Origin of the sequence: Kineococcus sp. G2 (assembly GCF_037154035.1) — a bacterium.
In the GTDB taxonomy this organism is placed as follows: Bacteria; Actinomycetota; Actinomycetes; order Actinomycetales; family Kineococcaceae; genus Kineococcus.
In genome coordinates this window covers 86,014-100,463 of record NZ_JBBBEM010000008.1, presented here as the reverse complement: position 1 = coordinate 100,463, position 14,450 = coordinate 86,014, and the positions used below count along the sequence as shown (strand labels likewise).

Here is a 14,450-nt window from a genome sequence, read left to right as displayed (position 1 = left end):
AGGTGGGCGGGGTCTGCGGGCGGGGGCCGGCTCAGAGGTGCGGGGTGATCGCCGGCAGGAGGTCGCGGAAGGTGCGGCCGGAGGCGGGCTGGCCGATGGCGGTCATCGCCCACCCGGCCCCGTCGCGGGTGAGCTTGGCCATGACCTGGGCGGTGTGGTTGCCGGACCCGGTGAGCCGGTAGCGGGCCAGCTCGACGGCGCGCGGCTGCGCGCTGTCCAGCAGCCGGCAGTAGGCGTTCTCGACGGAGGAGAAGTCCTGGCCGGTGAAGCTGTTGACGGTGAACACGAGCGCGGCCACCTGCGCGGGCACCGCGGGCAGGTCCACGAGGATCACCTCGTCGTCGCCCTCCCCCTCGCCGGTGAGGTTGTCGCCGGTGTGGGTCACGGACCCGTCCTTGCTGCGCAGCTGCTGGAACCAGACGGTGTCCACCAGCTTCCCGGTGGCGTCGAACATCAGGCAGGAGGCGTCCAGGTCGACGTCGATGGACTTCTTCCGCCCGAGGAACCCCTTGGCGACGGCGTCCCAGCCCAGGCCCATGGAGACGCGGGTGAGCGAACCCCCGCCCTCCTTGCTCAGCGACAGCCTCTGCCCCTTGCTCAGGTCGACCACGTGCCTGCTCCTCTCGTGCGCTCTCGCGGTGCGTCGTTCCTCGCCGCCGGGCCCGGTGGCGCCGGCGGACGGCCGTTCAGGCGTGCCGCGGCACGGTGCCGTCGGGGCCCCACGTCAGGTCGTCGAAGCCGTAGGCCTCGGCCACCTCGCGCTGCGGTCCGGTGAAGTACTCGTTCTCCCGGCGCACCACGAGCTCACCGGCCACGTCGTGGACGGACAGCAGCGCGCAGGTGCGCGCACCGGCGGGTGCACCGGTGGCCCACGCCTGCAGGCGCGCCCCGTCGCGGCGGCGCAGCGTCACGTGCGGGGCGAGCGCCGGGTAGTCGGGCGGCGAGGGGCGGCCGGTGTACAGGTACAGCACCACCCGGCGCAGCAGGTCCAGGTGGCGGGTGTCCACGAGCAGCTCCTCCCCCTGCGCGCCGCGGGCCCCCAGCCGGAGCACCTGGCGCGCACCGTACCCGGGGGCGGTGAGGAGCTCGCCGTGGGACTGCACGAGGCCGCTGCGGCGGTCGCGGGTCTCCCACAGGCACCCCAGGTGCAGGTCGGTGGAGCGCTGCAGCCCGGAGGCGGTGACGAGCGGTTCCCACTCCAGCTGCACGCGCAGCGTGCCGGTGCCGCGCTCGGCGGCCGGCACCCGCACCGAGGGGTTGTCGTCGTCGAGGACGACGACCCTCTCGGAGGTGCGGGCGGTGCCCACCGCCGCGGGCTGCGACGCGCTCGGCGGGGCGGCCGCGGGCGGCGGCGACGCGGGCGGTGGCGGCGACGCGGCCGGCACCTCGACGGGCGTCGGGGCCGGCCGGGGCGGCGCGGGGGCCGGGGCGGGGCGCGGCACGGGCGAGGGGGTGGCCGCGGGGACCGGTCGCGGCGCCAGGTGGTCGGCCAGCGTGCGATCGCTGCGCCTCGGCCCGGGCCGGCCCAGGAAGTTGTGCACCACCTCGGCCGGCCGACTCCCGCCCGCCACCTGGTCCTCCTCCGCGCTCACCACCCGTCCCGGCCCACCGCCCCGGCCCCTGCGCCGTCCCGCCGCGTCAGCTCGCCGCGGCGTGCGCCTCCACGTGCGCCTCCTCGGGGTGGCGCCGGTTGCGCACGATGGAGCTGATGAGGGCCGCCACGATGAAGGCCAGGCCGATGAGGCCGGTGACCACCTCGGGGACGTGCACCTCGATGCTGATGATCAGGATGACCGACAGGGCGCCGATGGCCCAGAGGGCGCCGTTCTCCAGGTACGGGTACTGCGCGAGCGTGCCCTCGCGCACCAGGTGCACCGTCATGGACCGGATGTACATGGCGCCCACGCCCAGGCCGATCGCGATGATGATGGGGTCGGAGGTGATGGCGAACGCGCCGATGACGCCGTCGAAGGAGAAGGAGGCGTCCAGGACCTCCAGGTACAGGAACAGGAAGAACGCCGCCTTGCCGGTCGCCCTCGCCGGCCCGCTCGGGCCGGCCGCACCGCCACCACCGGTGGTGCTGGTGCCGCCCTGGCCGGGCACGGGCGCGCCGCCGCCCTCCACGGGGGTGCCGCGCTCGGCCTCCTCACGGCCCTCGCCGTGCTCGAGGTGGTCCTCGACGTTGAAGAGCTCACCGAGGCCGTTGACCAGCAGGTAGGTGAGGATGCCGGCGAGGCCGGACGCCAGGACGGTGCTCTCGTGCTCGGCGGCGAAGGTCTCGGCGGCGACGAGCAGGACGGCCCCGGCGACGATGACCTGCACGGCCTCCAGGCGGCCGATCCGGTCGCCCAGGCGCTCCAGCGGCTTGAGCCAGTGGTTCTCCTTCTCCCCGAAGAGGAAGTTGAGGAAGAGCATCATGAGGAACATCCCGCCGAACGCCGCGATCGTCGGGTGGGCCTCGTTGAGGGCGTAGCCGTAGGTGCCCGGTTCCTCCGGGTCACCGCCCTGCAGGGCCAGCTCGACCGTCTCGACCGGCCCGAGACCGGCGGTGACGCTGACCAGGATGATCGGGAAGACGAGCCGCATGCCGAAGACGGCGATGATGATGCCGACGCTGAGGAAGATCTTCTGCCAGAAGTCGCTCATCCTCTCCAGCACCGTCGCGTTCACGACGGCGTTGTCGAAGGAGAGGCTGATCTCCAGGACGCAGAGGATCGCCACCAGCAGCAGCGCCTGGAAGATGCCCAGGTGGGCCGACAGGCCGTACCAGGCGGCCAGCACGAGCCCGACGATCGTCACGGCGAACGACCAGCCGTAGGTCTTGAGGATCACGCGTCTGCTTCCTGTTCGTTCGGGCCCGTGGCGCGGGCCGGACACCGCACCTTCTCAGGAGCGGCGGCGCACGGCGAACCGCCGCGCGGCACGGGGCCGCGCGGCGGTGTCCCGCCGACCGGGGCGGGGCGACGTCAGACGCTGACGCCGAAGTCGGTCGCGATGCCGCGCAGGCCGTTGGCGTAGCCCTGCCCGACGGCGCGGAACTTCCAGTCCGCGCCGTTGCGGTACAGCTCGCCGAAGACCATCGCGGTCTCGGTGGAGGCGTCCTCGGAGAGGTCGTAGCGGGCGACCTCGGTGCCGCCCTCGGCGTTCACGACGCGGATGAACGCGTTGCGCACCTGGCCGAAGGACTGCTGGCGGGTGTCGGCGTCGTAGATGGCGACGGTGAAGACGACCTTGTCGATCTCGGCGGGGATGCGGGAGAGGTCGACGTTGATCTTCTCGTCGTCGCCGTCGCCCTCACCGGTGCGGTTGTCGCCGGTGTGCTCCACGGACCCCTCGGGGGACTTCAGCTGGTTGAAGAAGACGAAGTAGCCGTCGTTCGGGACCTTGCCGTTCGGGCCGACCATGATCGCCTGGGCGTCGAGGTCGAAGTCCGAGCCGGTGAAGCTGTTCGCGTCCCAGCCGAGCCCGATGACGGCCCGGGTCATGCCCGGCGCCTCCTTGGTGAGGGAGACGTTGCCGCCCTTGCTGAGGCTGACGCCCATGGTGTGCGCTCCGTTTCGTCGGTCTGCTTCGGGTCGTGCTTCGGTTCGTGCTCGGTCCTGCGTGGTGCGGGCGCTGCCCGCGCCGGGTGAACGCGCGCGGGGGGCGCGCGGGTTCCGCCGGGCCCCGGCGGTGGTGCCGGCGTCAGCCGCGCGAGCCGGAGAACAGCCCGCCGATGGCGCCGAGGCCCTGCTGGTCGGGTTTGACGGCGTTCTTGGCGAGCGCCTTGGCGAAGCCCTCGATGGTCACGGACTGCAGGATGACGCGGCCGTTGCCGCGCAGCGTGGCCAGCGTCAGCCCCTCGCCGCCGAAGACGGCGCTCATGACGCCCTGCCGGTTCAGCCGGCCCACGCTCTCCACGCTGTACTCGATGCGGTCGTCCCAGGCGACGACGCAGCCGGTGTCCACCCGGACCGTGCCGCCGTAGTCGGCGGGGTTGAGGTCGATGAAGTCGCCGGCGCCGGCGATGAGCAGCGAGCCGCGCCCGGAGAACCTCTCCAGGACGAAGCCCTCGCCGCCCATGAGGCCCTGCCCCAGGCCGGAGAAGGCGATGTCGAAGCGCACCCCCGCCTCGGCGGCGACGAAGGCGTCCTTCTCGGCGAACCAGGTGGTCGAGCCGTCGAGCTCGAGGTGGCGCATCTCACCGGGCAGCACGCCGGCCAGCCCGAGCAGCCCGTCGCCGCCGGGGGTGGTGAAGTGCTGGAAGGCGAACGACTCCCCCGCCAGCACCCGCTTGCCCGCGCCGACCGCGCCGCGCAGCAGGCCGCCGAGCCCGCCCTCGCCGCCCTTCTCGCCGGGGGCGGACAGCTTCGTCTCCATCGTCACGTCGCCGGAGGAGAACAGGAACTTGCCCGCCTCGGCGTACACCACCTGCCCCGGCCGCAGGGTGACGACGGCCATCTGCGTGGTCGTTCCGACCAGTTGCACGTCGAGCGTCACGTCCGGCTCCTCCCGTCCGCGCCCCGGCGCCCGTCGGCCGGGGTCACAGGTCCAGCTCGCTGCGGCGGAACTTCGCCTCCAGGAAGCGGCTCTGCTGCTGCTGGCGCTCCGCGTCGGCGTCGTGCACGGCGTCGCGCAGCCGCCGGGCGCCCTCCAGGAGCAGGTGCAGCTGCTTGCGCAGCTCCTCGGCGGGCGTGGTGCCCGCGGGTGTGCGGTGCTCGCGGGCGTAGTCCGCGGGCAGCGCGAGGTAGTCCTCGACGGTGCGGGGCAGGTGCTCGGCGGCCAGCGTCTCCAGGTCGTGACGCACCCGCGGGTCCGCTCCGCGCTCGGCCACCCGCAGCAGCAGCGGCCCGAGCAGCTCGGCGACCTCGTGCACGAGGACGACGTCGGCCCGCTCGAAGCGGCCGCTGGTGTCGGCGCGGTGCACGGTGGCGATGAGCGCGCGCTCGGCGTCGGAGACGGGCGGCACGGCGTCCGGGACGCGGCGCTCGGGGAAGGGCCGCGGCGGCACGGGTGCCGGTGCGGGCCGGCCCGCCACCGCGCCGGGGGGCAGCGGGGCGGCGGGCCCGGCCGGGGGCGGCGGCACCGCGCGGCGCTGCGCGGCCATCTCCTCGCGCAGCGCGCGCATCTCCCGCTTGCGGCGGCGGCGCAGCTCCTTCTTGTGCGACTCGTAGGCGGCGTTCGCGCCGATCCAGGCGAACATCACCACCATGGCCAGGGCGCCCCAGCTGACGGCGAAGAGCGTGATCCACAAGCCCATCCAGGCGAAGCGCACCGCCTGCAGCACCGGGTCCGGCACGAACCCCACCCTCGGCAGGGTCGCGCCCAGCGGGGTGAGCCGGGACTCGTCGACGCCGAGGGCCTCCAGCTCGCGGGCCTCGGCGTCGTCGGGGCTGCACGCCGTCCGCGCCACCTCGGCGTTCCGCGCCCGACGTGCGCCCCCGCCGCGCCGTGCGCCCCGCGGCGCGAAGGGCGGCGGGAAGGGCGCCGGCGCGGAGGGGGGCCGGGGGCGGAACGGCGCCGGGGGCGGCGTCGAGCGCACGGGGACGGCGGCGCCCGCACCCGGCGGGGCACCGGGGGCGGCGGGGGCGGCGCCCTCGCGCGGCTGTTCGGGGGGCAGCGCCCCGCCCTTGCCCAGGTCGACCCCCACGACGCCTCCTACAGGTCCAGGTCCGAGCGGCGGAACTTCGCGTCCAGGAAGCGGCCCTGCTCGTGCAGCAGGCGCGCGTCGTGGTCGTGCACGGCCCGCTGCAGCTCGCGGGCGCCCTCCAGCAGCAGCCCGAGCTGGTGGAGCAGCTCCTCGGCGGGCGTGGTGCCCGAGGGGCCGCGGTGGTTCAGCGCGTACTCCTCCGGCAGGTCCAGGTAGCGCTCCAGGGCCGCGGGCAGGTACTCGGTGACGATGGCCTCGAGGTTGTGCAGCTCCTCGGCCCCGGCGCCGCGGCGGGCGACGTGCTCCAGGACGGGGCGCAGCACGTCGTCCACGTCGCGCACGGCGGGCACGGCCCCGTCGGGCAGGCGCCCGCCGGCGCGGTTGGCGCGCTGCACCGTCTCGCGCAGCCGCGCCCGCATCGCCTGCACGGGGTCGGCCGGTGGCGACGGCTCGACCGGGGCGGGCGGGGCCTGCTCCAGCGCCTCGCGCTCACCGGTGAAGGCGGCCTTGACGCGCAGCCATCGGGAGTTCGCCATGATCGAGTGCACCAGTCCCGTCCCCCACGTGCCGGCGACCAGGAGCCAGCCGAGCACGCCGAGCAGCAGTCCGTCCATCGCGACGAGCGTCGCCGCGCCGCCGGCGGCGAGCAGGTACCCCAGCGCCGCCAGCACCCACTGCGGCCGGCGAGCGCGCAGCCCCATGTAGAGGAACGCCAGCCAGGGCAGCCCCACCGCGGGGATCGCCAGCCACCACGAGTTCGCCGCGCGCCAGGTGCGGCTGCGCAGGCGCCGGGAGACGACCTCCGGCGGCGCCTGGGCCGGGCCACCGCGCCGGCGCACCACCGCGTCGCCGCCGCGCGTGCGGGCCCGCAGGGCGCGCGGGGCGCGCTCGGCCACCTCGCTCACCGCCCCGGCCCCGGCAGCGCAGGGCCGGAGCCGTCGCCCTCGGCGTTGCGCGCCCGCTCCAGGTACGAGCGGGAGCGGTGCACCTGCCCCTCCAGGGCGTCGACGGTGGTCGCCATGCTCTCCACGGCCCGCTGCTTGAAGGTGTCGATGGCGTCCATGGTGGCGAAGACGTTGTCGAACGCCTTCTGCAGCGTGGCGACGTCCACCGTGGCGCTGGCGGCCTGCTGGTGGATCTGCGCGGTCTGCTGCTTCAGCATCTCCGACGTCGACAGGATCATGTTGTTCGTCGTGGTGTTCAGGGCGTTGATCTGGTCCAGCACGAGCCGCTGGTTGGCCAGGGCCTGCGCGACGACGACGGCGGTGCGCAGCGCGGCGACCGTGGTGGTCTGCGCGCGGTCGACGCCCTTGATGAGCTCGATGTTGTTCTTGCGCACCAGGTCCAGCGCCAGGTAGCCCTGCACGCTGACGGCCAGCTGGGTCAGCAGGTCCTGGTGGCGCTGGCGGATGGGGAACAGCGCGTCCGCGGTGAGCGCCTCCGCGGCCTGCGGGTTCGTCACCCGCAGCTCCTCGACCTTGGCGACCGTGGCCTCGTCCAGCGCCTTGGCGAGGGTGGCGTACTCGGTGAGCTTGCCCATCGTGGTCCACAGGTGCTGCTTCTCGGACTCGATGGAGGCGTTGTCCTTGCGCAGCTCGTCCTGGCCGCTGGCCAGGGCCTTGATGATGGCGTCGAGCTGGGACTGCGCGTCCTGGTACCGCTCGAAGTAGCGCTGGATCCTGTTGCCCATGGGGATGATCCCGAGGATCTTCTTCGCGCCCTTGAGGTCGGCGCGGCCCGGGTCCAGCTCGGTGACCGTGCGGCGCAGGTCCAGCAGCGTGTTGGCGACCTTGACCTGCGCGTCCGCGCCCGGGCCGGAGGCCTTCTGCCCCTTCGCCCCGGCCAGGGAGGACGCCGGGCGCTCGAGCATCCGGTTGGACACCTGCGCCGAGGCGCGCACCTCCTGCTCCCCCATGCGCGTGATGTCGTCGACGCGCTTGGCGAAGGCGGGGCTGCGCGGGTCCTGCTCGGCGAGGTCCGCGACGAAGGCCTGCGCCTTGCGGGCCAGCTCCGCGCGCGTGGACTCGTCCAGCGGGATCATGCTCTCGGCCTGCTCGTCGGCGACGACGGGCACCGGGGCCGGGGGCGTCAGGTTCAGGTCGCTCGCGGCCGGCGCCGGCGCCGCGGGCGGCGTCAGCGGCTTGCTCAGGTCCAGCGACTCCGACATCAGGCGGTTCCCCTCGTCCTCGACTGCCACCACGCGCGGCTCATCCTAGGAGCCGCACCGGCGCAACGATCCTGCCCGCGGCCGGGTGCCCGCGGCATCCACCCCACGGCGGACCCGCCCGTGCACCCGGCGGTGGGTGCGCGGTGGCGCCGGGTGGGTCACCAGTCGTCCTCCTCCTCGTCCCGGCGGTCCTCCGCCTCGGTGCGCGCTCTCGCCAGCTCCGGCGCGCGCGCCGCCTCCTCGCGCGTGGCGTAGGGCCCCAGGAGGTACTTGCCGGGGCCGCGGTGCTCGGCGTCGTGCACCTCGCCGGTGCGCGTGTCGTAGAAGTACGGTCCTGCGCTCACGGCGCCATCCTCGCCCCTGCGGGCCGCCGGCGCACCCGACCTAGACTCGCGGCATGAGCTCCGGCACCACCGCCCCCGGCACCACGGCGCCCCTCGGCGACCTCGTCCCCGGGACGGTGGGCCCGCGCAGGCCGGTGCCGGCGTCGATCCCGCGACCGGAGTACGTGGACAAGCCCGCGCCCACCCCCTACACCGGCCCGCACGTGCTGGACCCCGAGACGGTGGAGCGCGTGCGGCGCGCCGGCCGACTGGCGGCGCGGGCGATGGAGGAGGCCGCGAAGCGCATCGCCCCGGGCGTCACCACCGACGAGCTGGACCGGGTCTGCCACGAGTACCTCTGCGACCACGGCGCCTACCCCTCCACGCTGGGGTACCGGAACTTCCCCAAGTCGCTGTGCTCCAGCGTCAACGAGGTCATCTGCCACGGCATCCCGGACTCCACGGTGCTGCGCGACGGCGACATCGTGAACCTCGACGTCACCGCGTACCTGGACGGCGTGCACGGCGACAACAACGCCACCTACCTCGTCGGCGAGGTCGACGAGCAGTCCCGGCTGCTGGTCGAGCGCACCCGCGAGGCCACCCGGCGCGGCATCAAGGCGGTCGCCCCCGGCCGGGCGATCAACGTGATCGGCCGCGTCATCGAGGCCTACGCCAAGCGCTTCGGCTACGGCGTGGTGCGCGACTTCACCGGCCACGGCGTGGGCCCGGCGTTCCACTCCGGCCTCGTCGTGCCGCACTACGACGCCGCCCCCGAGCACGCCACCGTCATGGAGCCGGGGATGGTCTTCACCATCGAGCCGATGCTCACCCTCGGCACCCACGAGTGGGACATGTGGGAGGACGGGTGGACGGTCGTGACGAGGGACCGCCGGCGCACCGCCCAGTTCGAGCACACGATCGTCGTCACCGACACCGGCGCGGAGGTGCTCACCCTGCCCTGAGCCGGTCGCCGGCGGGCACCCGCGGGCGGCCGCGCGCGTTGAGCGGGGCAGACCCCGACGAGAGGAGCCCGACGTGAACGGCCTGGTCCGCCCCGCCCGCGGCAAGGTGATCGCCGGCGTGTGCGCCGGTCTCGCGCACCGCTTCGGCCTGTCCCCCACCCTGGTGCGACTGCTGTTCCTGCTGTCGCTGGTCCTGCCCGGCACGCAGGTCCTCGTGTACCTGGTCCTGTGGATCGTCATGCCCAGGGAGGGGTCCGCGCGCGCCGTCCGCTGACGCGCCACCGCCGCGTCCGCGAGACGCGGCGGCGGCGTTTCCCTAGGCTCGGCGCGTGAGCACCCCCACGGAGTCCAGCAGCGGCCTGCCCGAGACGTCCAGCCCGGCCCGGCCGGCCAGGGCCCTGGGCGTGGACATCGGCGGCTCCGGCATCAAGGCCGCCCCGGTGGACCTGACCGCCGGGGAGTTCACCGCCGAGCGCGTGCGCCTGGCGACCCCGCAGCCGGCCACCCCGTCCGCCGTGGCACCGGTGGTCGCCCAGGTCCTGGCCGGCTTCGAGGCCGGCCCGGACGTGCCGGTGGGCATCACGTTCCCCGCGGTGGTGCAGCACGGCATCACCCGCACGGCCGCCAACGTGGACCCCTCGTGGATCGGCGCGGACGCCGAGGCGCTGTTCTCCGACGCGCTGGGCAGGCCCGTGCTGGTGGTCAACGACGCCGACGCCGCCGGGTACGCCGAGGCCGCCTTCGGCGCCGCCAAGGGCGTGCGGGGCGTGGTGGTCGTCACCACGCTGGGCACCGGCATCGGCAGCGCGCTCATCGTCGACGGCACGCTCGTGCCGAACACCGAGCTGGGCCACCTGGAGATCGGTGGCCACGACGCGGAGAAGAAGGCCGCCGACTCCGCCCGCGAGCGCCACGACCTGTCCTGGCAGCAGTGGGCCAAGCGGCTGCAGCGGTACTACTCGCACCTGGAGGACCTGCTGTGGCCGGACCTCATCGTCGTCGGCGGCGGGGTGAGCAAGAAGCACGAGAAGTTCCTGCCGCTGCTGGACCTGCGCACGCCCATCGTGCCGGCCGCGCTGCGCAACGACGCCGGCATCATCGGTGCCGCCTCGCTGGCGGCCTCCCGCGCCCGGGAGTGAGCCCGCGCGGCGCGGACCGGGTGGTGGCCCGGGGCACTAGGGTCGCGCCATGAGCGACGCGACGCTGCGGTTCGGACTCTTCGTGCCCCAGGGCTGGAAGCACGACCTGGTGGGGCTCGACCCCGCCGAGCACTGGCCGGCGATGCGCTCGCTGGCGCAGCGCGCCGACGCCGGGGACGTGTGGGAGTCGATCTGGGTCTTCGACCACTTCCACACCGTGCCCGAGCCCACGGAGGAGGCGACCCACGAGGCGTGGACGCTGATGGCCGCGTTCGCCGCGGCCACGGACCGGGTGCGCCTGGGCCAGATGTGCACGTGCATGAGCTACCGCAACCCCGCGTACCTGGCGAAGGTCGCCGCCACGGTCGACGTCGTCTCGGGCGGCCGGGTGGAGATGGGCATCGGCGCCGGCTGGTACGAGCACGAGTGGCGCGCCTACGGCTACGGCTTCCCCGCCGCCGGCGACCGCCTGGCCCGCCTGGCCGAGGGCGTGCAGATCATGCGGCAGGCGTGGACGGAGGGCGTGTCCACCTTCGCCGGCGAGCACTACAGCACCGACGGCGCGATCGTGCGGCCGCTGCCGCTGCAGGAGGGCGGCATCCCGCTGTGGATCGCCGGTGGCGGCGAGCGCAAGACGCTGCGGTACGCGGCGCGGTGGGCGCAGTGCACCAACTTCGACGGCACGCTGGAGGGGTTCACGCACAAGTCGCGGGTGCTCGAGGAGCACTGCCGCGAGGTGGGCACCGACTTCGGCTCCATCGTGCGCAGCGCCAACTACAACGTCGCGATCGGCCGGGACGAGGCGGAGGTCGCCGAGCGCCTCGCCGAGCGGCGCGCGGTGCTGGAGCGGCACGTCGGCGCCGAGGCCGCCGAGCGGGAGATGGGCTCGGTCGCCCGGCACCTGCCGGGGGTGGGCACCCCCGAGCAGATCGTGGAGAAGCTGAAGCCGGTCGTCGAGGCGGGCATGACCTACCCGATCCTGTACTTCCCCGAGGCGGCCACCGACACCAGCGGCGTCGAGCTGTTCGAGCGCGAGGTCGTCCCCGCGCTGCGCGGCTGACGCCGGGTCCGGTGCTGTCGGGACGGGCTGGCACGCTGACGCCGTGAGCGAGGACGACCCCCTGGCGTCGCGGACCGTGCTGGAACCCGACGCCGCCGACCTCTGCGCGTTCTGCGGCGGCACGGAGGACGTCGGCGAGCAGGAGCGGCTCGGCGTGCGCGTGCGCGTGTGCGCCGGGTGCACCGCCCGCTTCTCCCCCGCGCACCGGCCGGAGCCGGAACCGGAGCCCGAGCCGGTGGGCGGCGGTGCGGGGCTGCCGCCGACGCTGGGCCAGCACTCCGGCGAGGTGCTGCGGCACCTGGCGCGGGTGGCCCGGATCGCCGCCGCCCGGCCGTTCACCGAGGAGGACTGCCCGCGCTGCGCGGGCGTGGTGCACGTCTACCGGCGCGCCGACGGCGAGGTCGTGCGCCTGGCCAAGGAGGCGGTGCTGGCGCCGGCCGTGCCGGTGGCGGACCGCTGGCGGGTGCGCGACGGTCGCGCCGAGCCGGCCGGGGACGACCCCGGCCAGGTGGGTGCCCGCCTGCTGCACGAGCTGGTGTGCGGCGCCTCCCCGGAGCCGGCCACCCCGCGGCTGCGGCAGGTGTGGCGCGCGCACCGCGACGCCGCCGGCGTCGACGACGGCCTAGGCTGACGCCGTGCCCGACGATCACGACGTGCAGGAGATCCTCGACATCGGCGGCGACGCCGTCCTGGAGCGGCTGGCCGCCATGGCGGACCAAGGCATGGTCCTGGACATCACCCTCTTCGCGGGGGGCCAGGTCGTCTCCGGAACGCTCATCGGCCGCGACCGCTGGCTGCAGCAGTTCGTGGAGCGCGCCGCCCGGGGCGGTCCCGGTGGTCGGCAGGTCGGCGAGGACGTCCAGCGCCTGTTCCGCGCGGTGGACCGCCAGCGCTCCGCCGGCGAGCCCCCGCACCACGACTTCCTGCACCTGGCGAGCGCCCAGATCGACGGGACGCAGCGCATCGCGGAGGGCCTGCTGTGGCGCGGCCGCATCAGCGAGGTGGCGGGCTGGTCCCTGGGTTCGCTGTGAGCGGGCCCGGGGGCGGACGAGCCGGCCTGTAAGCCGGATCCTGTGCCCCGCGGCGGGTCCGCAGACCCGCCGCGGGCGGCGGCCATCCCTCTAGGACGCGCGTCGCCGCGCGCCTCAAGCGACCTACCCGGCAGCTCGGGCGGGCCGCCCTCGAACGCTGCCTGTCTGGTCTTGCTCCGGGTGGGGTTTGCCGAGCCGCACCGGTCACCCGGTGCGCTGGTGGTCTCTTGCACCACCGTTTCACCCTTACCGCCCCGGCTCGCGCCGGGGAGGCGGTCTGCTTTCTGTGGCACTGTCCCGCGGGTCACCCCGGGTGGGCGTTACCCACCACCCTGCCCTGTGGAGTCCGGACTTTCCTCGGCGGCCCGGTCGCCCGGGCCGACGCGACCGCCCGGCCGACTCGTCCACCACGAGGGTAGCGCTCCCGGGAGCGTGGCCGGCACCCGCGGCCGCCTCGGGGCCGCGCGGGCCGGGAGCGGGTCAGCTCCGGGGACGGCAGCGCCCCACCGGCGTCCCCACCCGGCGCAGCCCGCCGCTGGTGCCGATCTCGACGTCGACGCCCTCCTGGAACAGGAGGATGGTGTCGGAGCCGCCGAACGCGAAGTAGCCGAACTCCTCGCCCTGGCGACGTGCGTGCCGGGCACCGCGGAGAGGTCGACCGAGCTGCTCGACGTTGCCGTAGCGGTGGGTGCCCTCGACGGTCGTGGCCGGGATGTTCGACTCGCCGTCGATGCCGTAGGGGTGCTGGAAGAGGCAGTCCGCCGGGGAGGTGACCGCCAGGTCGTCCGTCGGTTCGGCGATCGGGCGCAGGCCGGGGTTCAGCGCGCGCGCGGAGAACTGGTTGGACGTCAGCCACCCGCTGGGCTGGTTGGGCCGCCCGGCGCCGATGCGCTCCTCGACGGTGTACTCGGGGGCGTTCTTCAGGAACGGCTCCAGGACCTCCTGGGCGCACCTGCGCTGCGGCGCCGAGGAGGCCCAGGCCGGCGAGTCGCTCTGCTGCGGGATCCAGCGGACGAACCCCTCGAGGTAGCGGTAGCAGCCGTCGAGGTCCTGCGGCCAGTCCAGCGCGTCGAGGAGGTCCGGGTCCAGGGTCCCCTCCGTGCGGGACCGGGCGGTGCGCAGGGACCGCTCGACCAGCGTCGCCAGCGCCCGGTCCCGCTCGAGGAGCTCCTGCAGGGTCCGCGCGACGCGGGTGGGCCGGCTCATGCACGCACTCCTCTGGGGGGACACCGACGCATCGGCGGGGACGGGCGGCGCGGTGGCGCTCGCGCGGTGCTGCCCGCACGGGCCTCCGGCCCGGACCGGCTTCCAGGACCGCAGCCGGGCCCGAGGGTGCCGACAACCGGGGCGGCGCGGGCGCCCGCCTGCCGCCCTAAGCTGCCCCCTCGTGCTCGTGCTGCTGCCCCCGTCGGAGTCGAAGTGGGCGGGCCCGGCGCGCGGCGCCCCCGTGCGGCTGGAGGCGCTGACGGCCCCGGAGCTGACGGCGGCCCGCGAGCAGGTCCTCGACGCCCTGGTGGAGGTCTCGTCACGGCCCGACGCACCGGCTCTGCTGGGGGCCGGGGCGAGCCTGGCGGAAGCGGTGCGCGCCAACACGACGCTGCGCGGCCGGCCCGCCGCTCCCGCCGCTCGCGTGTACACCGGCGTCCTCTTCGACGCCCTGGACCTGCCGTCGCTGCCGGCGCCCGCCGCGCGACGGGTGCTGGTGGTCTCCGCGCTGTGGGGCGTGCTGCGCCCGCGCGACCGGGTGCCCGGCTACCGGCTGTCGATGGGCACCGACCTGCCCGGGATCGGCCCGCTGGCGACGTTCTGGCGCCCCCGCCTGACCGCGGCGCTGGCCCCGTCCGGGGTCGTCGTGGACTGCCGCTCGGCCGCCTACGCCGCCGCGTGGTTGCCGGACGCGGCGACCGCGGAGCGCACGGTGGCGGTGCGGGTCCTGCGCGGCGGGAAGGTCGTCTCGCACGCCGCCAAGCACACCCGCGGCCTGCTCGCCCGGCACCTGCTGACCCGCCCGGGCCGGCCGCCGCGCACCCCCGGCCACCTGCTGGACGCCGCGGGCGAGGCGTTCGCCGCGAAGCTGCTGGAGCCGGCGCGGCCCGGGGCGACGTGGACCCTGGAGGTCCAGGCGCCGTGACGCGT

Annotated in this window: 17 protein-coding genes and 1 other RNA gene; 7 read left to right on the top strand and 11 right to left on the bottom strand. The window is 75.0% G+C overall.

The window, feature by feature from the left end; translation table 11 throughout:
• Nucleotides 1-31: 31 nt before the first annotated feature.
• The 9 genes from V9U69_RS01745 to V9U69_RS01705 all read right to left on the bottom strand — a co-directional run bounded on the left by V9U69_RS01745 (nt 32) and on the right by V9U69_RS01705 (nt 8,140).
• On the bottom strand, nt 32-610 hold the full coding sequence (locus V9U69_RS01745) for a TerD family protein (protein WP_337059561.1): 579 nt from the start codon (nt 608-610) through the stop codon (nt 32-34).
• Between the two features lie 76 nt (nt 611-686).
• On the bottom strand, nt 687-1,307 hold the full coding sequence (locus V9U69_RS01740) for a hypothetical protein (RefSeq protein ID WP_337059560.1): 621 nt from the start codon (nt 1,305-1,307) through the stop codon (nt 687-689).
• A 331-nt stretch (nt 1,308-1,638) separates the two neighbouring features.
• Complete coding sequence (locus tag V9U69_RS01735; RefSeq protein WP_337059558.1) at nt 1,639-2,832, bottom strand: DUF475 domain-containing protein; 1,194 nt, start codon at nt 2,830-2,832, stop codon at nt 1,639-1,641.
• A gap of 134 nt (nt 2,833-2,966) precedes the next feature.
• Nucleotides 2,967-3,542: a TerD family protein gene (locus V9U69_RS01730; RefSeq protein WP_337059556.1), complete on the bottom strand. Its 576-nt coding sequence runs from the start codon at nt 3,540-3,542 to the stop codon at nt 2,967-2,969.
• Between the two features lie 142 nt (nt 3,543-3,684).
• A complete protein-coding gene (locus V9U69_RS01725) occupies nt 3,685-4,479 on the bottom strand; it encodes an AIM24 family protein (protein WP_337059554.1) in 795 nt (264 codons plus the stop codon).
• A gap of 43 nt (nt 4,480-4,522) precedes the next feature.
• Complete coding sequence (locus V9U69_RS01720) at nt 4,523-5,629, bottom strand: hypothetical protein (RefSeq protein WP_337059553.1); 1,107 nt, start codon at nt 5,627-5,629, stop codon at nt 4,523-4,525.
• 8 nt (nt 5,630-5,637) lie between these two features.
• Nucleotides 5,638-6,534 (bottom strand): hypothetical protein, encoded by an 897-nt coding sequence (locus V9U69_RS01715; RefSeq protein WP_337059552.1) that lies wholly within the window; start codon nt 6,532-6,534, stop codon nt 5,638-5,640.
• Nucleotides 6,531-7,796: a toxic anion resistance protein gene (locus V9U69_RS01710; protein ID WP_442907543.1), complete on the bottom strand. Its 1,266-nt coding sequence runs from the start codon at nt 7,794-7,796 to the stop codon at nt 6,531-6,533. The genes V9U69_RS01715 and V9U69_RS01710 overlap by 4 nt, the downstream gene beginning before the upstream one ends.
• Nucleotides 7,797-7,954: 158 nt before the next feature.
• Nucleotides 7,955-8,140 carry an SPOR domain-containing protein gene (locus V9U69_RS01705; RefSeq protein ID WP_337059550.1) on the bottom strand — a complete coding sequence of 62 codons (186 nt, stop codon included), beginning with the start codon at nt 8,138-8,140 and terminating at the stop codon, nt 7,955-7,957.
• Nucleotides 8,141-8,193: 53 nt separating this feature from the next.
• On the opposite strand from V9U69_RS01705, the gene map reads away from it, so the two are divergent.
• The 6 genes from map to V9U69_RS01675 all read left to right on the top strand — a co-directional run bounded on the left by map (nt 8,194) and on the right by V9U69_RS01675 (nt 12,314).
• Complete coding sequence (gene map / locus V9U69_RS01700) at nt 8,194-9,084, top strand: type I methionyl aminopeptidase (RefSeq protein WP_337059549.1); 891 nt, start codon at nt 8,194-8,196, stop codon at nt 9,082-9,084.
• Between the two features lie 82 nt (nt 9,085-9,166).
• Nucleotides 9,167-9,358, top strand: coding sequence for a PspC domain-containing protein (locus tag V9U69_RS01695; RefSeq protein ID WP_442907542.1), 192 nt, complete (start codon nt 9,167-9,169; stop codon nt 9,356-9,358).
• Nucleotides 9,359-9,443: 85 nt separating this feature from the next.
• Nucleotides 9,444-10,223, top strand: a complete 780-nt coding sequence (gene ppgK, locus V9U69_RS01690; protein ID WP_442907541.1) for a polyphosphate--glucose phosphotransferase — start codon at nt 9,444-9,446, stop codon at nt 10,221-10,223.
• A gap of 64 nt (nt 10,224-10,287) precedes the next feature.
• Complete coding sequence (locus V9U69_RS01685; protein ID WP_442907540.1) at nt 10,288-11,283, top strand: LLM class F420-dependent oxidoreductase; 996 nt, start codon at nt 10,288-10,290, stop codon at nt 11,281-11,283.
• Between the two features lie 43 nt (nt 11,284-11,326).
• The gene (locus V9U69_RS01680; RefSeq protein ID WP_337059545.1) at nt 11,327-11,914 is read left to right on the top strand and encodes a DUF6083 domain-containing protein; all 588 of its coding nucleotides are present in this window, start codon (nt 11,327-11,329) and stop codon (nt 11,912-11,914) included.
• A gap of 4 nt (nt 11,915-11,918) precedes the next feature.
• A complete protein-coding gene (locus V9U69_RS01675; protein ID WP_337059544.1) occupies nt 11,919-12,314 on the top strand; it encodes a hypothetical protein in 396 nt (131 codons plus the stop codon).
• 13 nt (nt 12,315-12,327) lie between these two features.
• Here V9U69_RS01675 and rnpB read toward each other — a convergent pair.
• Together rnpB and V9U69_RS01665 are read right to left on the bottom strand one after the other, a co-directional pair.
• Nucleotides 12,328-12,717: RNase P RNA component class A (gene rnpB / locus V9U69_RS01670), an RNA gene on the bottom strand.
• 77 nt (nt 12,718-12,794) lie between these two features.
• Nucleotides 12,795-13,520, bottom strand: coding sequence for a hypothetical protein (locus tag V9U69_RS01665; protein ID WP_337059543.1), 726 nt, complete (start codon nt 13,518-13,520; stop codon nt 12,795-12,797).
• 181 nt (nt 13,521-13,701) lie between these two features.
• Between V9U69_RS01665 and V9U69_RS01660 the strand changes: the two genes are divergently transcribed.
• On the top strand, nt 13,702-14,445 hold the full coding sequence (locus V9U69_RS01660) for a YaaA family protein (RefSeq protein WP_337059542.1): 744 nt from the start codon (nt 13,702-13,704) through the stop codon (nt 14,443-14,445).
• Nucleotides 14,446-14,450 lie beyond the last annotated feature (5 nt).